Raw genomic sequence first — 18452 nt, 5'->3', positions numbered from 1 at the left:
TAAAAATTGAATCTATTTTTTTTTACACAAAAAAAATAAACAAAGAAAAGAAATTCAATATCTATTATATAGATCTCCAATCTACATATAAAAAAAAATAATACGAAATACTGAAAAAATAAAATTTAGGAAATAACTTAGAGATTGAGAAGGATAAAGAGTTTTATTTATGTGTTTTTTAGAAAAAATATTAGATAATATTTCATATGAATGGATTTATAATAAATTATTATTAATTTCAAATAATAATTTGGATTTAAGGAGTAATATAACATTTATTATAATTAGTAAAATTTTTTTGTTTACAATTTTGTTGATTATTTTAGAATTAATTTTCAACAAAGGAGTTCGTTTTATAGGAAAAAGAATTGTGAGTTCTACTCATTTTATTTGGGATAATATTTTGTATGAAAATAAGGTTTTTGACAGTTTTTCTCATTTTTTTCCACTATCTATTGGATTTTTGTTGTTAAAGCCTTTTTTCAAGGATCATTATACAACTGTTATTTTTTTGGAAAAAATATTTAATATTTTATTTGTTCTGATTGTTTTACAGTTTTTAATCAGAGTTATTAATTCAATTATGAGAATTGCTAATAGTGAAAATAATCATCAAACAATTGCAGTTCGTTCTTTTTCTCAATTATTAAAAATTGTTTCTATTCTATTTTGTGTTTTAATCATTATTTCTATTTTAACGAAAAACGATATTCTTTCTGTTATTACCAGTTTAGGAGCTATCACCGCTATTGTAATATTAGTTTTTAGAGATACAATTTTGGGTTTTGTATCTGGAGTCCAAATGGCTTCTACAAAAATGATAAAAGTAGGAGATTGGATAGGAATTCCAAAATATAGTATAGAAGGAACTGTTATAGAGATTAATCTAATTTCTGCGAAAATAGAAAATTTTGATAAGACGATTACAAGTATTCCTACCTATGACTTGATATCTACTGCCGTTACAAATTTTGAAGTAATGCGTCAAAAGAACATACGTAGAATAAAAAGATCTATTTTATTTAATATTCAATCTTTTCACTTTTGTAATTCTTCTAAATTAGAAAAATTTCAACATTTTTATTTAATAAAAAATTATATTAAAAAAAAACAAAAAGAAATAGAGCTTTTTAATAAAGAGAAAAATATAGATGTTAGTATGGATATTAATGGAAGAAGATTAACTAATATTGGTTTATTTCGTCAATATGCATTAGAATATTTGCATCAACATCCTAAAATATCACAATCAGAAACTTTAATGGTTAGACATTTAGAACCTACTCCTTATGGACTTCCCATAGAATTATACTGTTTTACAAATACTTCTGAATCTGTAAAATATGAGCAAATACAAGCCAGTGTTTTTGATCATTTATTAACAGCAGCTAAAGAATTTAACTTAAAAGTTACACAAGTCGCTACAAATGTTTCTCATTGAAAAATAGTTTCAAATTAAAAAAAAATAAATGGTAAAATTAAGTGTTAATTTAAATAAAATAGCTACATTAAGAAATGCAAGAGGAGGAAATATTCCAAATCTTTTACAAGTGGCAGTAGATGTTCAAAAATTTGGGGCTCATGGGATTACAGTTCATCCACGTCCTGATGAAAGACATATTACATATAAAGATGTTTATGATTTAAATTCTATTCTTAGAACAGAATTTAATATTGAAGGAAAACCTATTAAGAAGTTTATGAAATTAGTATTAGACATTCTTCCTAATCAAGTAACTTTGGTTCCTGATTCTGATAATGCTGTTACTTCTAATGCAGGTTGGAATACAATTTTATATCAGGATTTACTTACTGAAACAATTTCTAAATTAAAAGATCATGGAATTAGGACTTCTATTTTTTTAGATCCCAATCCAAAATTTGTTTCATATGCAGCAAAAACAGGTGCTGATAGAATAGAATTGTATACTGGATATTTTGCTATAGGATATGCTAATAAAAAATGGGATTGTATTAATCCTTATATTTTAACAGCAAAAGAAGCTATGAGAAACCACTTATTAGTTAATGCAGGTCATGATTTAAATTTAGAAAATATTTCTTTTTTAATTCAAAAAATACCAAATCTTGTTGAAGTTTCTATAGGACATTCTTTAATTAGTGATTCTTTATATATGGGATTAGAAAATACAATTCAAACTTATTTAAAAAGAATTCAATCATCAAACATTAACAACATAAATAATATAAATGAAGAAATAAATAGAAAAATAGAGTAGTATTATTATGATTTTGCATTCTAAAATTTTAGGAGATGGATTTCCTATTTTAGTTTTTCATGGTTTGTTTGGAAATGGAGAGAATTGGATATCTTTTGCGAATTTTTTTTCAAAAAGTTACCAAGTTCATTTGCTAGATATTAGAAATCATGGAAGAAGTTTTTTTTCAATAGAAATGAATTATGATCTTATTTCAAAGGATATATTTGAATACATTAAATATTATAGTTTATCACGTCCAATATTAATAGGTCATTCTATGGGAGGAAGAGCTGTAATGAAATTTTCTATAAAATATCCATTTATTCCTGAAAAAATTGTAATTGTAGATATAACTCCTAAAGCATATTCTTTTGATATCACTCAAAAAAATATTATTCAAATTTTGAAAAAAGTAAACTTTGATATTCTCAAAACAAGAAAAGATCTTGATTCTTTCTTAAACCCATTTATTAAAAATACAGAAAAAAGAGTGTTTTTTTCCAAATGTACTTACAGAAAAAAAAATGGAAAATTAGCATTTCGTTTTTTTTTATTTGGAATTGAAAAAAACTATGATTCTTTAATTTGTGAGGAGATTAAAAATGGTTTTTATAATGGTCCTGCACTTTTTTTACGTGGAGAATATTCTAATTATGTTCTTTCTAAAGATTATTTATCAATAAAAAAATTATTTCCAAATTCAAAAATTCTTACCATTAAGAATGCAAAACATTGGATCCATATAGACAATCCAGTAGATTTTTATAAAGAAATTTATGATTTTTTATTTTTTAAATTCATTGTATAATTTCTAACTTTAGAGAAAAAAAAATTTGTATGATTTTTGATTTTGACATGATTCGTAATTTTTATTTCGATTTAAAATTTAGAATCAGTAAAGTTAGAAACATAATTTCTTCACCAATGACTTATTCTGAGAAAATATTGTATTCTCATTCAATTCATGATAAAAAAAATTTATCGAATAATAATGAATCTTATCTGAATATTTTACCAAATCGTCTTGCAATGCAAGATGCAACCGCTCAAATGACATTACTTCAATTTATGCAGACTGGAAAAAATAAAACAGAAATTCCTACAACGATTCATTGTGATCATTTAATAAAAGCTCAATATGGATTTGACATAGATTTAAAAAAATATTTTCAAGAAAATCAGGAAATTTATAATTTTTTGAAATCTGCATCGAATAAATATGGAATTGGATTTTGGACCCCTGGATCAGGAATCATTCATCAAGTAATTTTGGAAAATTATGCATTCCCTGGAGGAATAATAATTGGGACAGATTCTCACACTCCTAATTCTGGAGGACTTGGAATGTTAGGAATCGGAATAGGAGGTGCAGATGCAATAGAAGTTATGTCTGGTTCTTTTTTAGAGTTAAAGATTCCAAAAATTATTGGAGTTTATCTGAAAGGAAAATTAAATGGATGGGCTTCTCCTAAAGATATTATATTAAAATTATCTGGAATTCTTGGAACAAAAGGAGCAACAGATTCTATTATTGAATATTTTGGAGAAGGAACAGAATGCCTTTCCTGTACAGGAAAGGCAACTATATGTAATATGGGGGCAGAAATAGGAGCGACATCTTCTTTGTTTCCTTATGATATAAAAATGAAAGATTTTTTAGATAAAAGTGGAAGAAAAGAAATATCTGATATGGCTGATAAAATAAAAAATTTTTTGAAAGCAGATATAGAAGTTTATAAAAATCCATATGTTTATTATGATAAAGTAATAAAAATAGATCTAGATTTATTAGAACCATATATTAACGGTCCTTTCACTCCTGATCGTTCTATTCCAATTTCTAAAATGAAAGAAGAAGCTAAAAAAAATGATTGGCCTACTAAAATAGAAGTGGGATTAATTGGATCTTGTACAAATTCTTCTTATGAAGATATGTCAAAAGTAATATCTATAATTAAACAAGCAAAAAAGAAAAAACTAAAAATTTCTTCTGAATTTTTAATTACACCAGGATCCAATATGGTGTATAAACTTATGAAAGAACAGGGGTTTGTTTCTCTTTTTCAAAAGATTGGAGCTCAGATTTTCTCTAGTGCTTGTGGCCCTTGTATTGGACAATGGAAAAGAAAAGGAAATAGTTATAATAAAAAAAATACAATTATTCATTCTTTTAACAGAAATTTTTCATCTCGTAACGATGGAAATCCTAAAACACATGCTTTTATTGCCTCTCCTGAAATTGTAACGGCTTTAATTTTTTCAGGAGATTTAACCTTTGATCCTATAAGAGATTCATTAAAAAATGAAATGGGAGAATATGTTAAATTTGAAGAACCAATATCTATGAATATGCCCATTTTAAGAAATTATAACCTATCAGAATTAGGATATGAAGATCCTAAAAATAATAATAACATAGATATTAAAATTGATTCAAATTCAAAACGTTTGCAAGTTTTATCTCCGTTTCCTTCTTGGAATAGAAAAGATTTATTAAATGTAAAGCTTTTAATAAAAATAAAAGGAAAATGTACTACTGATCATATTTCTATGGCTGGGCCATGGCTAAGATATAGAGGACACCTTGAAAAAATTTCAGAAAATTTGTTAATTGGAGCTGTTAATGCTTTTAATGAAAAAACTAATCATATAAAAAATATTTTAACAGGAAATTATGGAGACATTCTTGATGTAGCAAAATTTTATAAATCAAAAAATATTTCTACTTTAATTGTAGGAGATGAAAATTATGGAGAAGGATCTTCAAGAGAACATGCAGCTATGGAACCTCGTTTTTTAGGAGTTCGTGTGATTATTGCAAAATCTTTTTCCAGAATTCATGAGATTAATTTAAAAAAACAAGGGATTTTAGCTTTGACTTTTTTGGATTCTTCAGATTATCATAAAATTCAAGAGGAGGATACTTTTCATTTTTATATAAGAAATTTTTTTCCTAAAAAAAATATCAATATAAAATTGGTTCATAAAAATGGAAATCAAGACAACATAATAGCTAAACATTCTTATAATGAAAAACAAATTCAATGGTTTATATATGGTTCTTTTTTAAATTTCATAAGAAGAAATAAGAATTAATATTCTAATTTTTTTTTATCATTATTATTATCAATGAAATGATAAAAATCGTTAAGATTTTTCTTTTAAAGAGTATTCTATTTTATCAAATAGGAATATCTCCATGGATAGGAAAAAATTGTAGATATATTCCAACTTGTTCCGATTATATGATTCAATCGCTGAAAAAAGAAAAAAATATCTTTCAAGCTTTTATTATTGGATTAAAAAGAATTCTTAGATGTCATCCATGGGGAAAATCAGGATTTGATCCTGTGAATAATAATAAATAAAACGAGTATGATATACTTATACTGTATGAAAATCATGAAAATATTAGTGGAATATTATTATATAGATTGGGATCCAATAACTAAATTTTCTTTCAAAGGTTTTTCTATTCATGTTTATAGTTTAATGTTTGTTCTTTCTTTTATAACAGGATGGTCTATCATGAAATATATTTATAGAGTTGATAATATCAACCATAAATATTTGGAACCTTTATTGGTATATACTTTTTTAGGAACTATTATAGGAGCAAGATTAGGTCAAATTTTTTTTTATGATTTCTTATATTTTTCAGATCATCATTGGATAGAAGCTTTTTTCCCCATAAGAGAAAACCCTAAAGAAAGTTTGTTTTTAGGAATAATAAAAGGTTATGAATTTGTTGGATATAGAGGATTATCTAGTCATGGAGCAACTATAGGAATTATTTTATCTAGTTTCTTTTATAGCAAAAGAATTTTAAAAAAATCTTTTTTTTGGTTATGTGATAGATTATGTATTGTTGTGTCATTATCTGCAGTTTTTATAAGAATAGGAAATTTTTTCAATTCTGAAATTGTAGGAAAACCATGTGAAATGGTGCCTTGGGCAGTAAAATTTTTACAAATGGATACAGAATATGGAGAAATAATTCCTAGACATCCTACACAAATATATGAATCTATTAGTTATTTATTCATTTTTTTATTTTTATGGTTTTTATATCGAAAAAAAAATGTAAAAATTGGATATATATCTGGAATATTTTTTGTTCTTCTTTGGTCTACTCGTTTTTTTTTAGAATTTATGAAAGAACCACAAGGAGATGAAATCATTCATATGTTATCTTTTAATACGGGACAATGCCTTAGTATTCCATATATTATTTTTGGAGTTTTTATACTTCTTTCTTTAAGAAAAAAGAAATATTTTTTTTCATGAAATTTTTATTAACATTGATAATGACTTTATTTTTTTTATCCTCTGAAAGAAATAAGAATGATTTTTTGTTATTTTCAGATATGGGAGATCAATTGGAAATCGAATTTATCAAACATGGAGAATTATATATGAAGAATGAAAATTTTATTATTAAAAAAATTAATATAGAATTTGCAAGTAGTGATCTAGAGAAAAAAAACGGATTAAAATATAGATCTTTTTTAAAGAAAAATAGTGGAATGTTGTTTTTTTTAAGAAACAAGGAAGAAATTCAAAAAATAATAAATATGAAAGAAATGAGGATTCCTTTAGATATTATTTTTCTTGATAAAAATCATACTGTTATATTTGTAAATAAACATGTTTATCCTGAAATGGAAATAGAAATAGAAGAAGGAAATTATAATAACAATATTAAATATATTTTAGAAGTAAATGCAGGAATGACAGATAAATGGGGAATAAAAATAGGTGTAACGAAAATAATTGATGTTTTAAAAAATTAATTCTCATTCTTTTTATTTATTTTTATTATTATTGACAATAACTTTAAATTATTAAGTATTATGGTTTTTATATCTGATCAAGCTAAAAAGAAATTGATTTCTCTTATGGAAGAAGAAGGTATTTCTAACGATGTTTCTTTTGTTAGATTTGGAGTAAAAAGTGGAGGATGCTCTGGGTTATCTTACGAACTGACTTTTGATAAAGTTCAAAAAAAAGAAGATCAACTTTTTCAACATGAAAATATGAAGATATTGGTAGATAAAAATAGTATTCCTTATTTATCAGGAACTACATTAGAATATTCAGGAGGTCTTAATGGAAAAGGATTTTATTTTAAAAATCCTAATGCTCAACACACTTGTGGATGTGGAAAAAGTTTTTCTTCATAAAAAATGAAATGAAAAAAGATAATAATAAAATATTAGAAAATTTCACAAATTCTGAATATAAATATGGATTTTACACTCCAATAAAATCGGATAAAATTCCAGTTGGATTAAATGAAAAAATTATTCAAAAAATATCAGAAAAAAAAAACGAACCAACATGGATGTTAAATTGGAGATTAGAATCATATGATATATGGAAAAAAATGAAACCTCCTAAATGGGCAAACGTCAATTTTAAAAATCCTAATTTTCAAAATATTAGTTATTATTCTGCTCCAAAAAAAGAATTAAATGAAAAAGATACGGAACTGTTAAACAATACATTTGACAAGTTAGGGATTTCTATAGAGGAAAAAAAATCTTTTTCTGGAATTGCAACAGATATTGTTTTAGATTCTGTTTCTTTAGTTACCACATTTCAAAAAAAATTAAAAGATAAGGGAATTATATTTTGTTCTATCAGTGATGCTTTAAAACAATATCCAGATCTTGTAAAAAGATATTTAGGTTCAGTTGTTTCAAACAATGATAATTTTTATGCAGCTTTAAATTCAGCTGTATTTTCAGATGGTTCATTTTGTTATGTTCCAAAAAAAATTAGATGTCCTATGGAGTTATCAACATATTTTCGTATTAACGAAAGTAGAACAGGTCAATTCGAGAGAACTTTAATTATTGCAGATAAAGGATCTTATGTCAGTTATTTGGAAGGATGTACAGCTCCGCAAAGAAAAGAAAATCAATTACATGCTGCTGTAGTAGAAATTTTAGCTTTGGAAGATTCTGAAGTAAAATATTCAACAGTTCAAAATTGGTATCCTGGAAACAAAGAAGGAGAAGGAGGAGTTTTTAATTTTGTGACAAAACGTGGGTTATGTGAAAATCATGCTAAAATATCTTGGATTCAAGTAGAAACTGGATCATCCATTACTTGGAAATATCCATCTTGTATTCTAAAAGGAGATTTCTCTATGGGAGAATTTTATTCTTTAGCATTGACTAAAAATTTTCAACAAGCGGATACAGGAACTAAAATGATTCATATCGGAAAACAAACTAGAAGTGTAATTATTTCAAAAGGAATTTCTTCTGGTAAAGCTAAAAATAATTATAGAGGATTAGTGAAAATTTCCCCTAAAGCTATAAAATCACGGAATTTTTCTCAATGTGATTCATTATTGATAGGAAATCAGTGTGAAGCTCATACTTTTCCTTATATTCAGGTATATAATTCTAATTCTCAAGTAGAACATGAAGCAACTACTTCAAAAATAGGAAAAGATCAAATTTTTTATTGTAACCAACGTGGTATTAATACAGAAAAAGCAATATCTCTTATTGTTAATGGATTTAGCAATGAAATATTAAAAAAACTTCCTATGGAATTTGCGGTAGAAGCTAAAAATCTTTTAGAAATATCTTTGGAAGGATCTGTTGGATAATGAAAAAATTACATAGTGTTTTTTTGTTATGTTGAGTATAAAAAATTTGCATGTTTCTATAAAAGGAAAAAAAATTCTTCAAGGAATAAATTTAGAAATCCTTTCAGGAGAAATTCATGTAATTATGGGGCCAAATGGATCTGGAAAAAGTACACTTGCTTCTGTAATTTCTGGAAAAAAAGAATACAATATAACAAAAGGAAATATTTTCTTTCTAAAGAAAAATTTAAAAAATCTTTCTCCGGAAGAACGTGCGCATTTAGGAATTTTTATGTCTTTTCAACATCCAGTAGAAATACCAGGTATTTCGGTGATGAATTTTATTAAAACGGCAATAAATGAGTCTCGTAAAGCTAAAGGAATGAATAAAATGTCTGCTAAAGAAATACTTGTTAAGAGTAAAGAAAAATCTGTTTCTCTAAATATAGAAAAAAAATTTTTTTATCGTTCTTTAAATGAAGGATTTTCAGGAGGAGAAAAAAAACGTAATGAAATATTTCAAATGTCAATGTTAGATCCCTTATTATCAATTTTAGATGAAGTGGATTCAGGGCTGGATATAGATGCATTACGTACTGTGGCAAAAGGAATTAATTATTTTTTAAAAAACGAAAGAAATTCTATTTTAATTATTACTCACTATAAAAGAATGTTAGATTATTTATCTTCAGATTATATTATACATATTTTATATGATGGAAGAATTGTTCAATCCGGAAATAAAGATCTAGCAGAAAAATTGGAAAAAGAAGGATATGATTATTGGATAAATAACAAAAAATCACCTTAATTAATTATGTTATACACATATGACGTTAAAAGATAGAATTCTTTCCTATTTCTCAGATTCAGAGAAAAATTGGAATGTAGAAAATACATATATGTCTATGGTACAACGTGAATCTATTGATCTATTTAAAAAAAAAGGATTTCCATCTTATACAGATGAAGAATGGAAAAATACGAATATTCACTCAATTCTGAATCAAAAAGATAATTTTTTTAAAGAAAAACAAAATTTAGAATCTATAATTAAAGAATCTCTTTATTTTAAGGATTCTTTTCTTATTATTTTTGTTAATGGAAAATATAATTCATTTTTTTCTCATACAACATCTTCTTCTAATTCTACTAGCATAGATAATAGTATTATTATATCCAATATTGCTTCACAAAAAGAAGAAATGATTAGAAATTTTTATGGAAAATTATCATATAAATATGATGCTTTTAATACTTTAAATTCCATCTTTTCAAAAGATGGAGTGTATATTCATATTCCTGATAATATTTTTTTGAAAAAACCAATAGAAATATTACACATTTCCACAGAATCAGAAATTTTTTTTCATCCAAGAAATTTGATTATAGTCGGAAAATATTCTTCTGTTAAAATAGTTGAACATCATAGATGTTTAAAAAAATATTTGGGATTGATCAATTCAACCAGTGAAATTTATGCTTTTTATAATAGCAAAATAGAATTTTATAAGATTCAAGATGATTTGAAAGAACATTCCATGATCGATAACACTTTTTTTAAACAAAAACTTTATAGTAAATGTTCAATTTATACTTTTTCTCTTCAAGGAAAATTGATTAGAAATAATTTAAATGTTTATTCTCATGGAGAATCCGCTTCTTCTTATTTATACGGAATATCTCTTTTATCAGAAAATCAATTGATAGACCATCATACTTTAGTAGATCATCTCTATTCTAATTCTATTAGTTTTCAGTTATACAAAAATATTTTATGGGGAAAATCTAAAGGAATCTTTAATGGGAAAATTATTGTAAATAAATGGATCAAAGGAATTAATGCGTTTCAAAGAAACAATAATATTCTTCTTTCTAATGAAGCTTGCATATATACTAATCCTCAATTGGAAATTTTTTCTGATGATGTAAAATGTTCGCATGGTTGTACTGTTGGAAATATTCATGATTCTGATTTGTTTTATTTTCAATCAAGAGGGATTCCAGAAACAAAAAGTAGAGCTTTATTGCTATTTTCTTTTTTAGAAGAAATATTGAAATCTATTAATATTTTTAAACTGAAAAATTTACTTTTAAAAAAAATGAAAAAAAAATTAGATATATATTAATCATAATATATGCTTTCACAAGAAAAAATTCAAAAAATTAGGAATCAATTTCCAATTTTGAATCAAAAAATTGATTCTAATCCTTTAGTCTATATAGATAATGCAGCAACTACTCAAAAACCTTTACAAGTGATTCGGGCTTCTGAAAATTATTATTCTACAATGAATTCTAATATCCATCGTGGATTTCATTTCCTTAGTCAAAAAGCCACTTTTCATGTAGAGAAAGTCAGAAAAAAAATTCAAAGATTTATTCATGCAAAATCTCCTTCAGAAATTATTTTTACAAAGGGAGCTACAGAATCTATTAATTTAGTAGCATATAGCATAACTCCTTTAATCAAAAAAGGAGATGAAATTATTATTTCTTATCTTGAACACCACTCAAATATTGTTCCATGGCAAATTCTTTGTGAGAAAAAAGAAGCATTATTAAAGATTATTCCTATTAATAAAAATGGAATTTTGCAGTTAGAACATTTTGAATTTTTAATTTCAGAGAAAACAAAAATTGTAGCTATTAATCATATATCTAATGTTTTAGGAATAATTAATCCTATTAAAAAGATTATTGATAAATCTCACGAATATGGAGCTTTAGTTTTGATTGATGGAGCACAAGCTATGTCCAATTTATGTTTAAATGTACAAGATCTAAATACGGATTTTTATGTTTTTTCTGCGCATAAAATGTATGGACCTACTGGAATTGGAGTTTTATATGGAAAAGAGAAAATATTAGAAAATCTTTCTCCTTATCAAGGAGGTGGAGAAATGATAAAGAAAGTAAGTTTTAAAAAAACTATTTACTCAGACTTACCATTCAAATTTGAAGCTGGAACTCCCAATATAGAAGGAATTATTGTTTGGGGAGCTGCTATAGATTTTGTAGAGAAAATAGGAATAAAAAATATCCAATCTTATAAAGAAAAACTTTTAATTTATGCTATAAAACGATTAAATGATATTGATGGAATTCAATTATATGGAAATAATGATCCTAAAGAAAAATCTAGTATCATCTCATTTAATTTAAGTAAATTGCATTGTTTTGATGTAGGAAGTGTTTTAGATCGTTTAGGAATTGCTGTTAGAACGGGCCATCTTTGTGCTCACCCTCTAATGAGTTTTTTTAATGTAACAGGAATGATTCGTGTAAGTTTTTCTGTATATAATACTTTTAAAGAAATAGATTATTTGTTTGATGGTCTTTTAAAAGCAAAAAAGTTTTTGTTTAAGTCTTAAAGAAATTTTTTATGATATATGCTATTGTTTATTTTTTGGGAAAACAATTCAAATTGATTGAAAACCAATATGTATATGTTCCTTCCCTTTCTTCTTCTATAAATTTAGGAGAAAAAATTATTTTGAACAAAGTTCTTTTTTTTTATAAAAACGGTTTTTCTAAAATAGGAACTCCTTTTTTGGAAGATATAAATGTTCAAGTAGAAATTTTGAAACATTTAAAAGGAAATAAAATAATTATTTTTAAAAAAAAAAGAAGAAAAGGATATCAAGTAAAAAATGGATTTAGACCTTTTTTTACAAAAATTAAAGTAATTTCTTTTTTAGAAAAAAAATCTGTTTCTAAAGAAAAAATAGAAGAGAATAATAATAAATTTTCATTGAATGGCTCATAAAAAAGGTTCAGGAAGTTCTAGAAATGGAAGAGATTCAAAAGGAAGAAGATTAGGAGTAAAAATATATGGAAACCAATATGTTAAATCTGGAGGAATAATTATTCGTCAAAGAGGAACAAAACATCATCCTGGAAAAAATGTAAAAATAGGAAAGGATCATACTTTGTATGCTGTAAAAAATGGTTTTGTTCTCTTTAAAAAGAAAAGAAAAAACAGATCATTTGTATCTGTTATACAACAGGAACAGGAAAATTGATTAATTTTTTTTATTGACATTGACTGGGTAGTTCAATAGGATAGAGCAACAGTTTCCTAAACTGTAAGTTGTGGGTTCGAATCCCCCCCCGGTCATCTATTAAAATGGTCCCAGCTGGATTTGAACCAGCGACACCCTGATTATGAGTCAGGTGCTCTAACCAACTGAGCTATGGGACCCAATAATAATAATGATGAAGATAAATTTGAATATATAAATGCAATGTTACAACAATATTTAACCTATTACAAATTTTTTTTTGATTTCAAATTCAAAAATGATCCATTCTTTGTTTTTTTATTATTATTGAATGTTGATTAAAAAATCATATTAGAAATGGATACTATTAGAAATAAAAAATTATCTTCAGTATTTTATACAGAAATTGCAGAAATTTTACACAAAGAATTTAATAATAGTAGTAGTAATTATTTAGTTACTTTAATTAGAGTTTATCTTTCATGTGATATGAGTTTCATAATGGGATATATAGCAATATATCCTTTTTTAGATAAAAATATTTTAAAAAAAATTCGTTTAAATTCTGGTTTTTACAGAAAATTATTATCTAAAAAACTTAGATATCGCGTTAAAAAAATTCCAGAATTAGATTTTTGTTTGGATAAATCTTTAGAAATTATGGAAAAAAAAGAAAAAAAATTTTTTTATAATTTTTGAAAACTTCTTTTTATATATCAATACGATATTTTTTTTCTAAAAAAAAAACAAATATTGTTAATATTATTCTTTTTTTATCGACTCTCTCTCTTACTATATCTACATTGACCTTATCTATAATTTTATCTGTATTTTCTGGATTAAAAGATTTAAATGTAAAATTTTACAAGACTCATTATCCTGATATTACTATTTCTTCTAATTCTAATGAGAAAGAAATTCATGTTAATGACAATATTCTATTGAAAAAAATAAAAGATACAAAAGGTATTTTGGCTTTTTCTAAAACTATGGAAAAAAAAGTTTATTTCCACTATAAAGATGATGTCTATTTATTTTATTTAAAAGGGGTCGATTCTGAATACCAAAAAGTTATGAATATTTTTCAAAAAATTATCATAAACAAAAATACAAAAAATGATAAAATGAATATATATGTCAGTTTATTTTTTCCGATAATTCATTATTTGTCATTTCTTCCTGTAAAAATTAAATTTTTTTATTTTTTTAAAAAAAATAAACATTTAGTTCCTTTTTTTATAGAAAAAAAAGCAAAAATAAAAGGATTTTTTAAATTCAATCAACAAACTGATCATAAATATTTATTTTGTGATCTTTATGAGATTCAAAATTTAATAAAAAGAAATGTTTTTCAGACATTAGAAATAAAAATTAGTAAGAATGAAAATGTCGAACAAATAAAAAGAATATTGAAAAAAAAATTGGGATCTCAGTTTTTAATAAAAACACGTATAGAAGAGGAAAAAGCTTTTTATAAAGTTATAAATACGGAAAAAATATTCATTTATTTTTTATTCAGTTTAATTGCATTAATTACTGGATTCAACTTAATGAGTGCCATTTATATTTTGCAAATAGATAAAAAAAATCAACTTTTTGTATTATGGAGTTTTGGGTATTCATTATATGATATAAAAAAAATTTTTTTTTATATAGGAATTCTTATTACTTTTTTTGGATGGGTTACTGGAATTTTTGTCTCTTACATCGTTTTTTTCTTACAAAAAACATATCATATTTTTATGATTGTAGAGAAAATTCCTTTTCCCTTAAAATTTACAATAGAAGATTTTTTTCTTATAACACCTGTTATTTTTTTTGTGGGAATTATTGTCTCTTTCCTTTCTTATAGGAAGAGATATTTTTAATCTAAAAAATACCTTTTTAAAGGTTCTGATGCTTCTACATTAGAAAAAATTTCTTTTGCTTCTTTTTCAAATTCTTTAATGTTTGGAAATCTATTAGAATAATGTCCTAATAGTAATTTTTTCACTTTGGCTTTTTTCGCCATATAAGCAGCTTGTTTTGCCGTAGAATGTCCTGTATTAATTGCTCTATTTTCTTCTTTTTTTAAGAAAGTGGATTCATGATATAATAAATCTACAGATTTTATCTGTTCTATAATAGGTAAATAATAAGAGGTGTCTGAACAAAAAGCATAAGATAATATTTTAGAAGGATCGAACGTTAGTTGACAATTAGGAATAATTTTTCCTTCATTTGTCATAAAGTCTTTTCCAAGTTTTAAGTTTTTGTAATCTATAATTTTAATGTCTGGAATTTTTTGAATTTCTTTCATGTTTAATTTTCTATTATTATTTGGTTTTTCTTTGAAAAGAAATCCATTTGTATAAATTCTATGTTTTAGTGGAATGGTATATACTTCTATTTTTTCATTTTCCATAATTTTTTCTTCTTTTTCAGAAGATAATTCGATGTGATCAATACAATATTTAAGTTTTGTATAAGACCATTTAAAATGAGTATCAATAATTTCTTTTAATCCTTTTGGAGCATAAATACTTACTGATTTTTCTCTTCCTAATAAATGAAAAGTTGATAGGAGTCCTATAAGACCAAAAAAATGATCTCCATGTAAATGAGATATAAATATATGCACTATTCTATTAAATTTTATTTTTGCTTTTCTTAATTGAACTTGAGTTCCTTCTCCACAATCAATGAGAAAAGAATATCCCTTCATCTCCAATATTTGAGCTGTAGGATAAAATTTATCTGTTGGAATTGAAGAATGACAACCCAATATAGTTAATGAAGGTCTTCTCATTATTTTATTTATCTCTATATTAGATGAATAAGCTTAATAAGCTTTTTAAAAGCTTGAATTCTATAGATTCATTTCTTTAACAATAATTTTTTTAGAAATATTTTCATTCAATTTTTTCTTCTATCCTTTCTATCAAGGGAAGGATATCTGTAGGAATAGATTCCAGGAGTTCCATCTAAATATTCTATTCTTAAGAGTCAAAAAAACATATTTCTTGTTTTTTTGAAAAAAAATCCTGTTTTAAAGAATTTTTTTGTAGCAAAAACAATTTGTTTCATATTTTTCTTCTTTTTTTGAAAAGAAAAACACAACCTGCTGGAATAACTAAACAACTAATTATTAAAATTGATAAAATGATGCTATTAAAATTTGATTGATTTGAAAGTATTTCTTCATTGAAAAAAAACATAGTAACAATAGCAAGAGCATTATTAAAAATATGCCATAAAATGCAATCCAGTATAGAGTTAGTTGTAAAATATATGAATCCTATAAAATTTCCAATTAAAAAACCTCCTACAAATTGCCAAGGATTCATGTGAGTTAGTCCAAATAAAAAAGAGGAAAAAAGAATAGCTTTTATTGGATGTATTTTATTTTTTAACATTCCATTTAAAATAATTCCTCTAAAAAGAACTTCTTCGCATATAGGCGCTAATAAAACGGTAGTAGAAAGAAATGGAATTGTATTTTTAGATTCTTCTTTCATAAAATCTTCTATTTCTTTATACATATCTCCTAATAATGGTCCTTCTTTTGGAACAAATGAAGTAATACAGTCATTAAGTATGATCAGACAAAACATCACACAAGAAGTGACAAGATAAATATACCATGGAGAAATTTTAAATGAGAATTCAATGAGAAGATTTTTTTTTTTAGCTTGATGAGAAATTAAAAGAAATAAAAAAATAAAAGGAATTGTATATGATATGGCAAATATCATACTTTCAGGTAAGTTTATAACAATCAATAACTTTCTAAAAATGAAATTGAATAAATTTAAAGCAGTAAAAGATAAAATTAATAAAAATGATTCAATATAATTTATTTTGAAATAGTTCTTCATATCATAAAAAATAAAAATTCGTTATTATATATATAAAAAAATTATTTTATATCTTTGTTTTCTGCTATAGATTTTAACATTTTTTTTCATATAAAATAAATTTTATCGTTTATTTTTCTTTTACTACTTACAAAGTAAAGCATATTTTTTATCATTTTTTACTTTTTGTATTTTTTTTTATGATTTAATCAAATAATTTTTTTAAAAATAAATAAAAATTTGATGATAAATTTTGATATCCATTTTTTGTTTAAAAATTATGAATTTTTTTTCTTAGACAAAAAAAGTCTAAATCATTCTAGAATTTTTTTCAGATATTCTCAACTACTAAAAATGATAAAAAAATATGAAAATATATGTTCCATTGTTCCTGTAGGAATTTCTGTAGAGGGAAGGAAAATTTTTAAATTTCAATGGGGGACAGGAAAGATAAAAATTTTTATTTGGTCCCAAATGCATGGAAATGAAACTACAGGAACAAGAGCGATGTTTGATATTTTTCATTTTTTTAAAAAAAAAGAAGAATATGATCTAGTTAGATTTTTAAGAAAAAATTTAACCATTTTTTTTATTCCTATGTTAAATCCTGATGGATCTAATAAATTTAAAAGACGTAACTCTGTGAATATTGATTTGAATCGAGATGTTCTTCGTTTGCAATCTCCAGAAATTAGGATCTTATTATCTGAAATAGAAAAAAATCACCCTCATATTTTATTTAATTTACATGATCAAAGAAGTATTTATAATATTGGAGATAAATTTTTTAATCCAGCTATTTTATCTTTTTTAGCACCTTCTGTAAAAGGACCTACAAAAGTTACTAAAGAAAGAAAAAAAGCCATGGGATTAATCTATTCTATTACAAATAGTATGAAAAAAGTGTTACCAAAAATAGGATCAATAGGAAGATATTCTGATGAATTATTTCCTACAGCTACTGGAGATAATTTACAAGAAAAAGGTTATCCTTGCATTCTTTTTGAAGCAGGATTTTATCCCAAAGATAGTCAAAAAGAAATTATTAAAAAATATAATACTTTATCTATTCTTGCAGGATTTTATTTTTTTTCTACTAAAGAAAAATCTATTGAGAAGAATTACAAATCTTATTTTTTCATTCCTGAAAATAAAAAAAATCTATTTGATAAAATTTATAGAGAGGTTCAAATACAGAAAGGAAAAAAAAAGTTTCTAGTTGATATAGGGATTATGAGATATGAAGAATTTGATCCTTTTCAAAAGAAAATTAATTTTATTTCAAAAATAGTTGATATAGGAGATTTGTCTAATTTTTTTGCATATGAAGAGATCATTACTCATGGAAAAAAGTTTCATTATAATGGAAAAGAAGTTAGAAATTTTCCAGAGATTGGAGATAGAGAGTTATTATTTAAAATTTTTTAAAATTAGAAACTGTTAATTTTTTTCTTCCTTTTTTTCTCCTTCTAGAGAGAATGTTCTTTCCGTTTTTTGTTCTCATTCTTTTTAGAAACCCATGAACATTTACTTTTTTTCTATTAGAAGGTTGATAAGTTCTTTTCATTCATTTAATAATTTTGTATGTATGTTGTTCTTTATTTATTTTTATTTAAGAACAAAATAATAGAATTATAATTCCAATAATAAAACCTGTTAAAAAAAAAATAAAACGTCTATAAAAACTCATAATTCAATTATGAACAATCATAATAATAAATTACATAAAGTTTTTTATTATTTAAAAAATAATTTCTCATATTTTTTTCAAATTTTAGTTAAAAAA

General features: G+C 24.4%; 20 protein-coding genes and 2 tRNA genes. 18 read left to right on the top strand and 4 right to left on the bottom strand.

Translation table 11 applies throughout. The features are described from left to right. Window positions 1-169 precede the first annotated feature (169 nt). From H0H77_RS03055 to H0H77_RS02985, 15 genes are all read left to right on the top strand, one after another. Complete coding sequence (locus H0H77_RS03055; RefSeq protein WP_185851576.1) at window positions 170-1441, top strand: mechanosensitive ion channel family protein; 1272 nt, start codon at window positions 170-172, stop codon at window positions 1439-1441. 28 nt (window positions 1442-1469) lie between these two features. Then, window positions 1470-2240 carry a pyridoxine 5'-phosphate synthase gene (locus H0H77_RS03050; protein ID WP_185851575.1) on the top strand — a complete coding sequence of 257 codons (771 nt, stop codon included), beginning with the start codon at window positions 1470-1472 and terminating at the stop codon, window positions 2238-2240. Between the two features lie 7 nt (window positions 2241-2247). Beyond that, the gene (locus tag H0H77_RS03045) at window positions 2248-3030 is read left to right on the top strand and encodes an alpha/beta fold hydrolase (RefSeq protein ID WP_185851574.1); all 783 of its coding nucleotides are present in this window, start codon (window positions 2248-2250) and stop codon (window positions 3028-3030) included. A 29-nt stretch (window positions 3031-3059) separates the two neighbouring features. After that, window positions 3060-5318: an aconitate hydratase gene (locus tag H0H77_RS03040; RefSeq protein ID WP_185851573.1), complete on the top strand. Its 2259-nt coding sequence runs from the start codon at window positions 3060-3062 to the stop codon at window positions 5316-5318. A gap of 38 nt (window positions 5319-5356) precedes the next feature. Beyond that, the gene (yidD, locus tag H0H77_RS03035; RefSeq protein WP_185851572.1) at window positions 5357-5590 is read left to right on the top strand and encodes a membrane protein insertion efficiency factor YidD; all 234 of its coding nucleotides are present in this window, start codon (window positions 5357-5359) and stop codon (window positions 5588-5590) included. Between the two features lie 7 nt (window positions 5591-5597). Then, the gene (gene lgt, locus H0H77_RS03030) at window positions 5598-6509 is read left to right on the top strand and encodes a prolipoprotein diacylglyceryl transferase (RefSeq protein WP_238783794.1); all 912 of its coding nucleotides are present in this window, start codon (window positions 5598-5600) and stop codon (window positions 6507-6509) included. Further along, window positions 6506-7015 carry a DUF192 domain-containing protein gene (locus tag H0H77_RS03025; RefSeq protein WP_185851571.1) on the top strand — a complete coding sequence of 170 codons (510 nt, stop codon included), beginning with the start codon at window positions 6506-6508 and terminating at the stop codon, window positions 7013-7015. Before lgt ends, H0H77_RS03025 begins: the two co-directional genes overlap by 4 nt. Before the next feature lie 60 nt (window positions 7016-7075). Then, the gene (locus tag H0H77_RS03020) at window positions 7076-7405 is read left to right on the top strand and encodes a HesB/IscA family protein (RefSeq protein WP_185851570.1); all 330 of its coding nucleotides are present in this window, start codon (window positions 7076-7078) and stop codon (window positions 7403-7405) included. Between the two features lie 8 nt (window positions 7406-7413). Continuing rightward, entirely contained in the window at window positions 7414-8847 is a 1434-nt protein-coding gene (gene sufB / locus H0H77_RS03015) for a Fe-S cluster assembly protein SufB (RefSeq protein ID WP_185851569.1), read from the top strand. Window positions 8848-8875: 28 nt separating this feature from the next. Next, window positions 8876-9637, top strand: coding sequence for a Fe-S cluster assembly ATPase SufC (gene sufC / locus H0H77_RS03010; protein ID WP_185851568.1), 762 nt, complete (start codon window positions 8876-8878; stop codon window positions 9635-9637). A gap of 19 nt (window positions 9638-9656) precedes the next feature. Then, window positions 9657-10955, top strand: coding sequence for a Fe-S cluster assembly protein SufD (gene sufD, locus H0H77_RS03005; RefSeq protein ID WP_185851567.1), 1299 nt, complete (start codon window positions 9657-9659; stop codon window positions 10953-10955). 9 nt (window positions 10956-10964) lie between these two features. Continuing rightward, a complete protein-coding gene (locus H0H77_RS03000) occupies window positions 10965-12200 on the top strand; it encodes an aminotransferase class V-fold PLP-dependent enzyme (protein ID WP_185851566.1) in 1236 nt (411 codons plus the stop codon). 11 nt (window positions 12201-12211) lie between these two features. Beyond that, the gene (rplU, locus tag H0H77_RS02995; RefSeq protein WP_185851565.1) at window positions 12212-12595 is read left to right on the top strand and encodes a 50S ribosomal protein L21; all 384 of its coding nucleotides are present in this window, start codon (window positions 12212-12214) and stop codon (window positions 12593-12595) included. Then, complete coding sequence (gene rpmA / locus H0H77_RS02990; RefSeq protein WP_185851564.1) at window positions 12585-12851, top strand: 50S ribosomal protein L27; 267 nt, start codon at window positions 12585-12587, stop codon at window positions 12849-12851. The genes rplU and rpmA overlap by 11 nt, the downstream gene beginning before the upstream one ends. A 21-nt stretch (window positions 12852-12872) precedes the next feature. After that, window positions 12873-12946: transfer RNA gene (locus H0H77_RS02985), tRNA-Arg, on the top strand. Between the two features lie 10 nt (window positions 12947-12956). Here H0H77_RS02985 and H0H77_RS02980 read toward each other — a convergent pair. Next, window positions 12957-13030: transfer RNA gene (locus tag H0H77_RS02980), tRNA-Ile, on the bottom strand. Window positions 13031-13187: 157 nt separating this feature from the next. Here H0H77_RS02980 and H0H77_RS02975 point away from each other — a divergent pair. Both H0H77_RS02975 and H0H77_RS02970 read left to right on the top strand, forming a co-directional pair. After that, window positions 13188-13529, top strand: coding sequence for a ribosome-binding factor A (locus H0H77_RS02975; protein ID WP_185851563.1), 342 nt, complete (start codon window positions 13188-13190; stop codon window positions 13527-13529). Beyond that, window positions 13526-14698 carry an ABC transporter permease gene (locus H0H77_RS02970; RefSeq protein WP_185851562.1) on the top strand — a complete coding sequence of 391 codons (1173 nt, stop codon included), beginning with the start codon at window positions 13526-13528 and terminating at the stop codon, window positions 14696-14698. Before H0H77_RS02975 ends, H0H77_RS02970 begins: the two co-directional genes overlap by 4 nt. Here H0H77_RS02970 and H0H77_RS02965 read toward each other — a convergent pair. Beyond that, window positions 14695-15618, bottom strand: a complete 924-nt coding sequence (locus tag H0H77_RS02965) for a ribonuclease Z (RefSeq protein ID WP_185851561.1) — start codon at window positions 15616-15618, stop codon at window positions 14695-14697. The genes H0H77_RS02970 and H0H77_RS02965 overlap by 4 nt on opposite strands. Before the next feature lie 274 nt (window positions 15619-15892). Continuing rightward, window positions 15893-16564 carry a CPBP family intramembrane glutamic endopeptidase gene (locus H0H77_RS02960; RefSeq protein ID WP_238783793.1) on the bottom strand — a complete coding sequence of 224 codons (672 nt, stop codon included), beginning with the start codon at window positions 16562-16564 and terminating at the stop codon, window positions 15893-15895. Window positions 16565-17020: 456 nt separating this feature from the next. Here H0H77_RS02960 and H0H77_RS02955 point away from each other — a divergent pair, with 456 nt between their 5' ends. Continuing rightward, window positions 17021-18094 carry a M14 family zinc carboxypeptidase gene (locus H0H77_RS02955; protein WP_238783792.1) on the top strand — a complete coding sequence of 358 codons (1074 nt, stop codon included), beginning with the start codon at window positions 17021-17023 and terminating at the stop codon, window positions 18092-18094. On the opposite strand, the gene rpmH is transcribed toward H0H77_RS02955, so the two are convergent. Next, entirely contained in the window at window positions 18081-18233 is a 153-nt protein-coding gene (gene rpmH / locus H0H77_RS02950) for a 50S ribosomal protein L34 (RefSeq protein ID WP_185851558.1), read from the bottom strand. The two genes, H0H77_RS02955 and rpmH, sit on opposite strands and share 14 nt — an antisense overlap. Between the last annotated feature and the right edge of the window lie 219 nt (window positions 18234-18452).

The sequence above is a fragment of the Blattabacterium cuenoti genome (assembly GCF_014251255.1).
GTDB classification, from domain to species: Bacteria; Bacteroidota; Bacteroidia; order Flavobacteriales; family Blattabacteriaceae; genus Blattabacterium; species Blattabacterium cuenoti_W.
The sequence above is the reverse complement of the archived record's forward strand: the minus strand, read 5'-3'. Positions and strand labels throughout refer to the sequence as shown.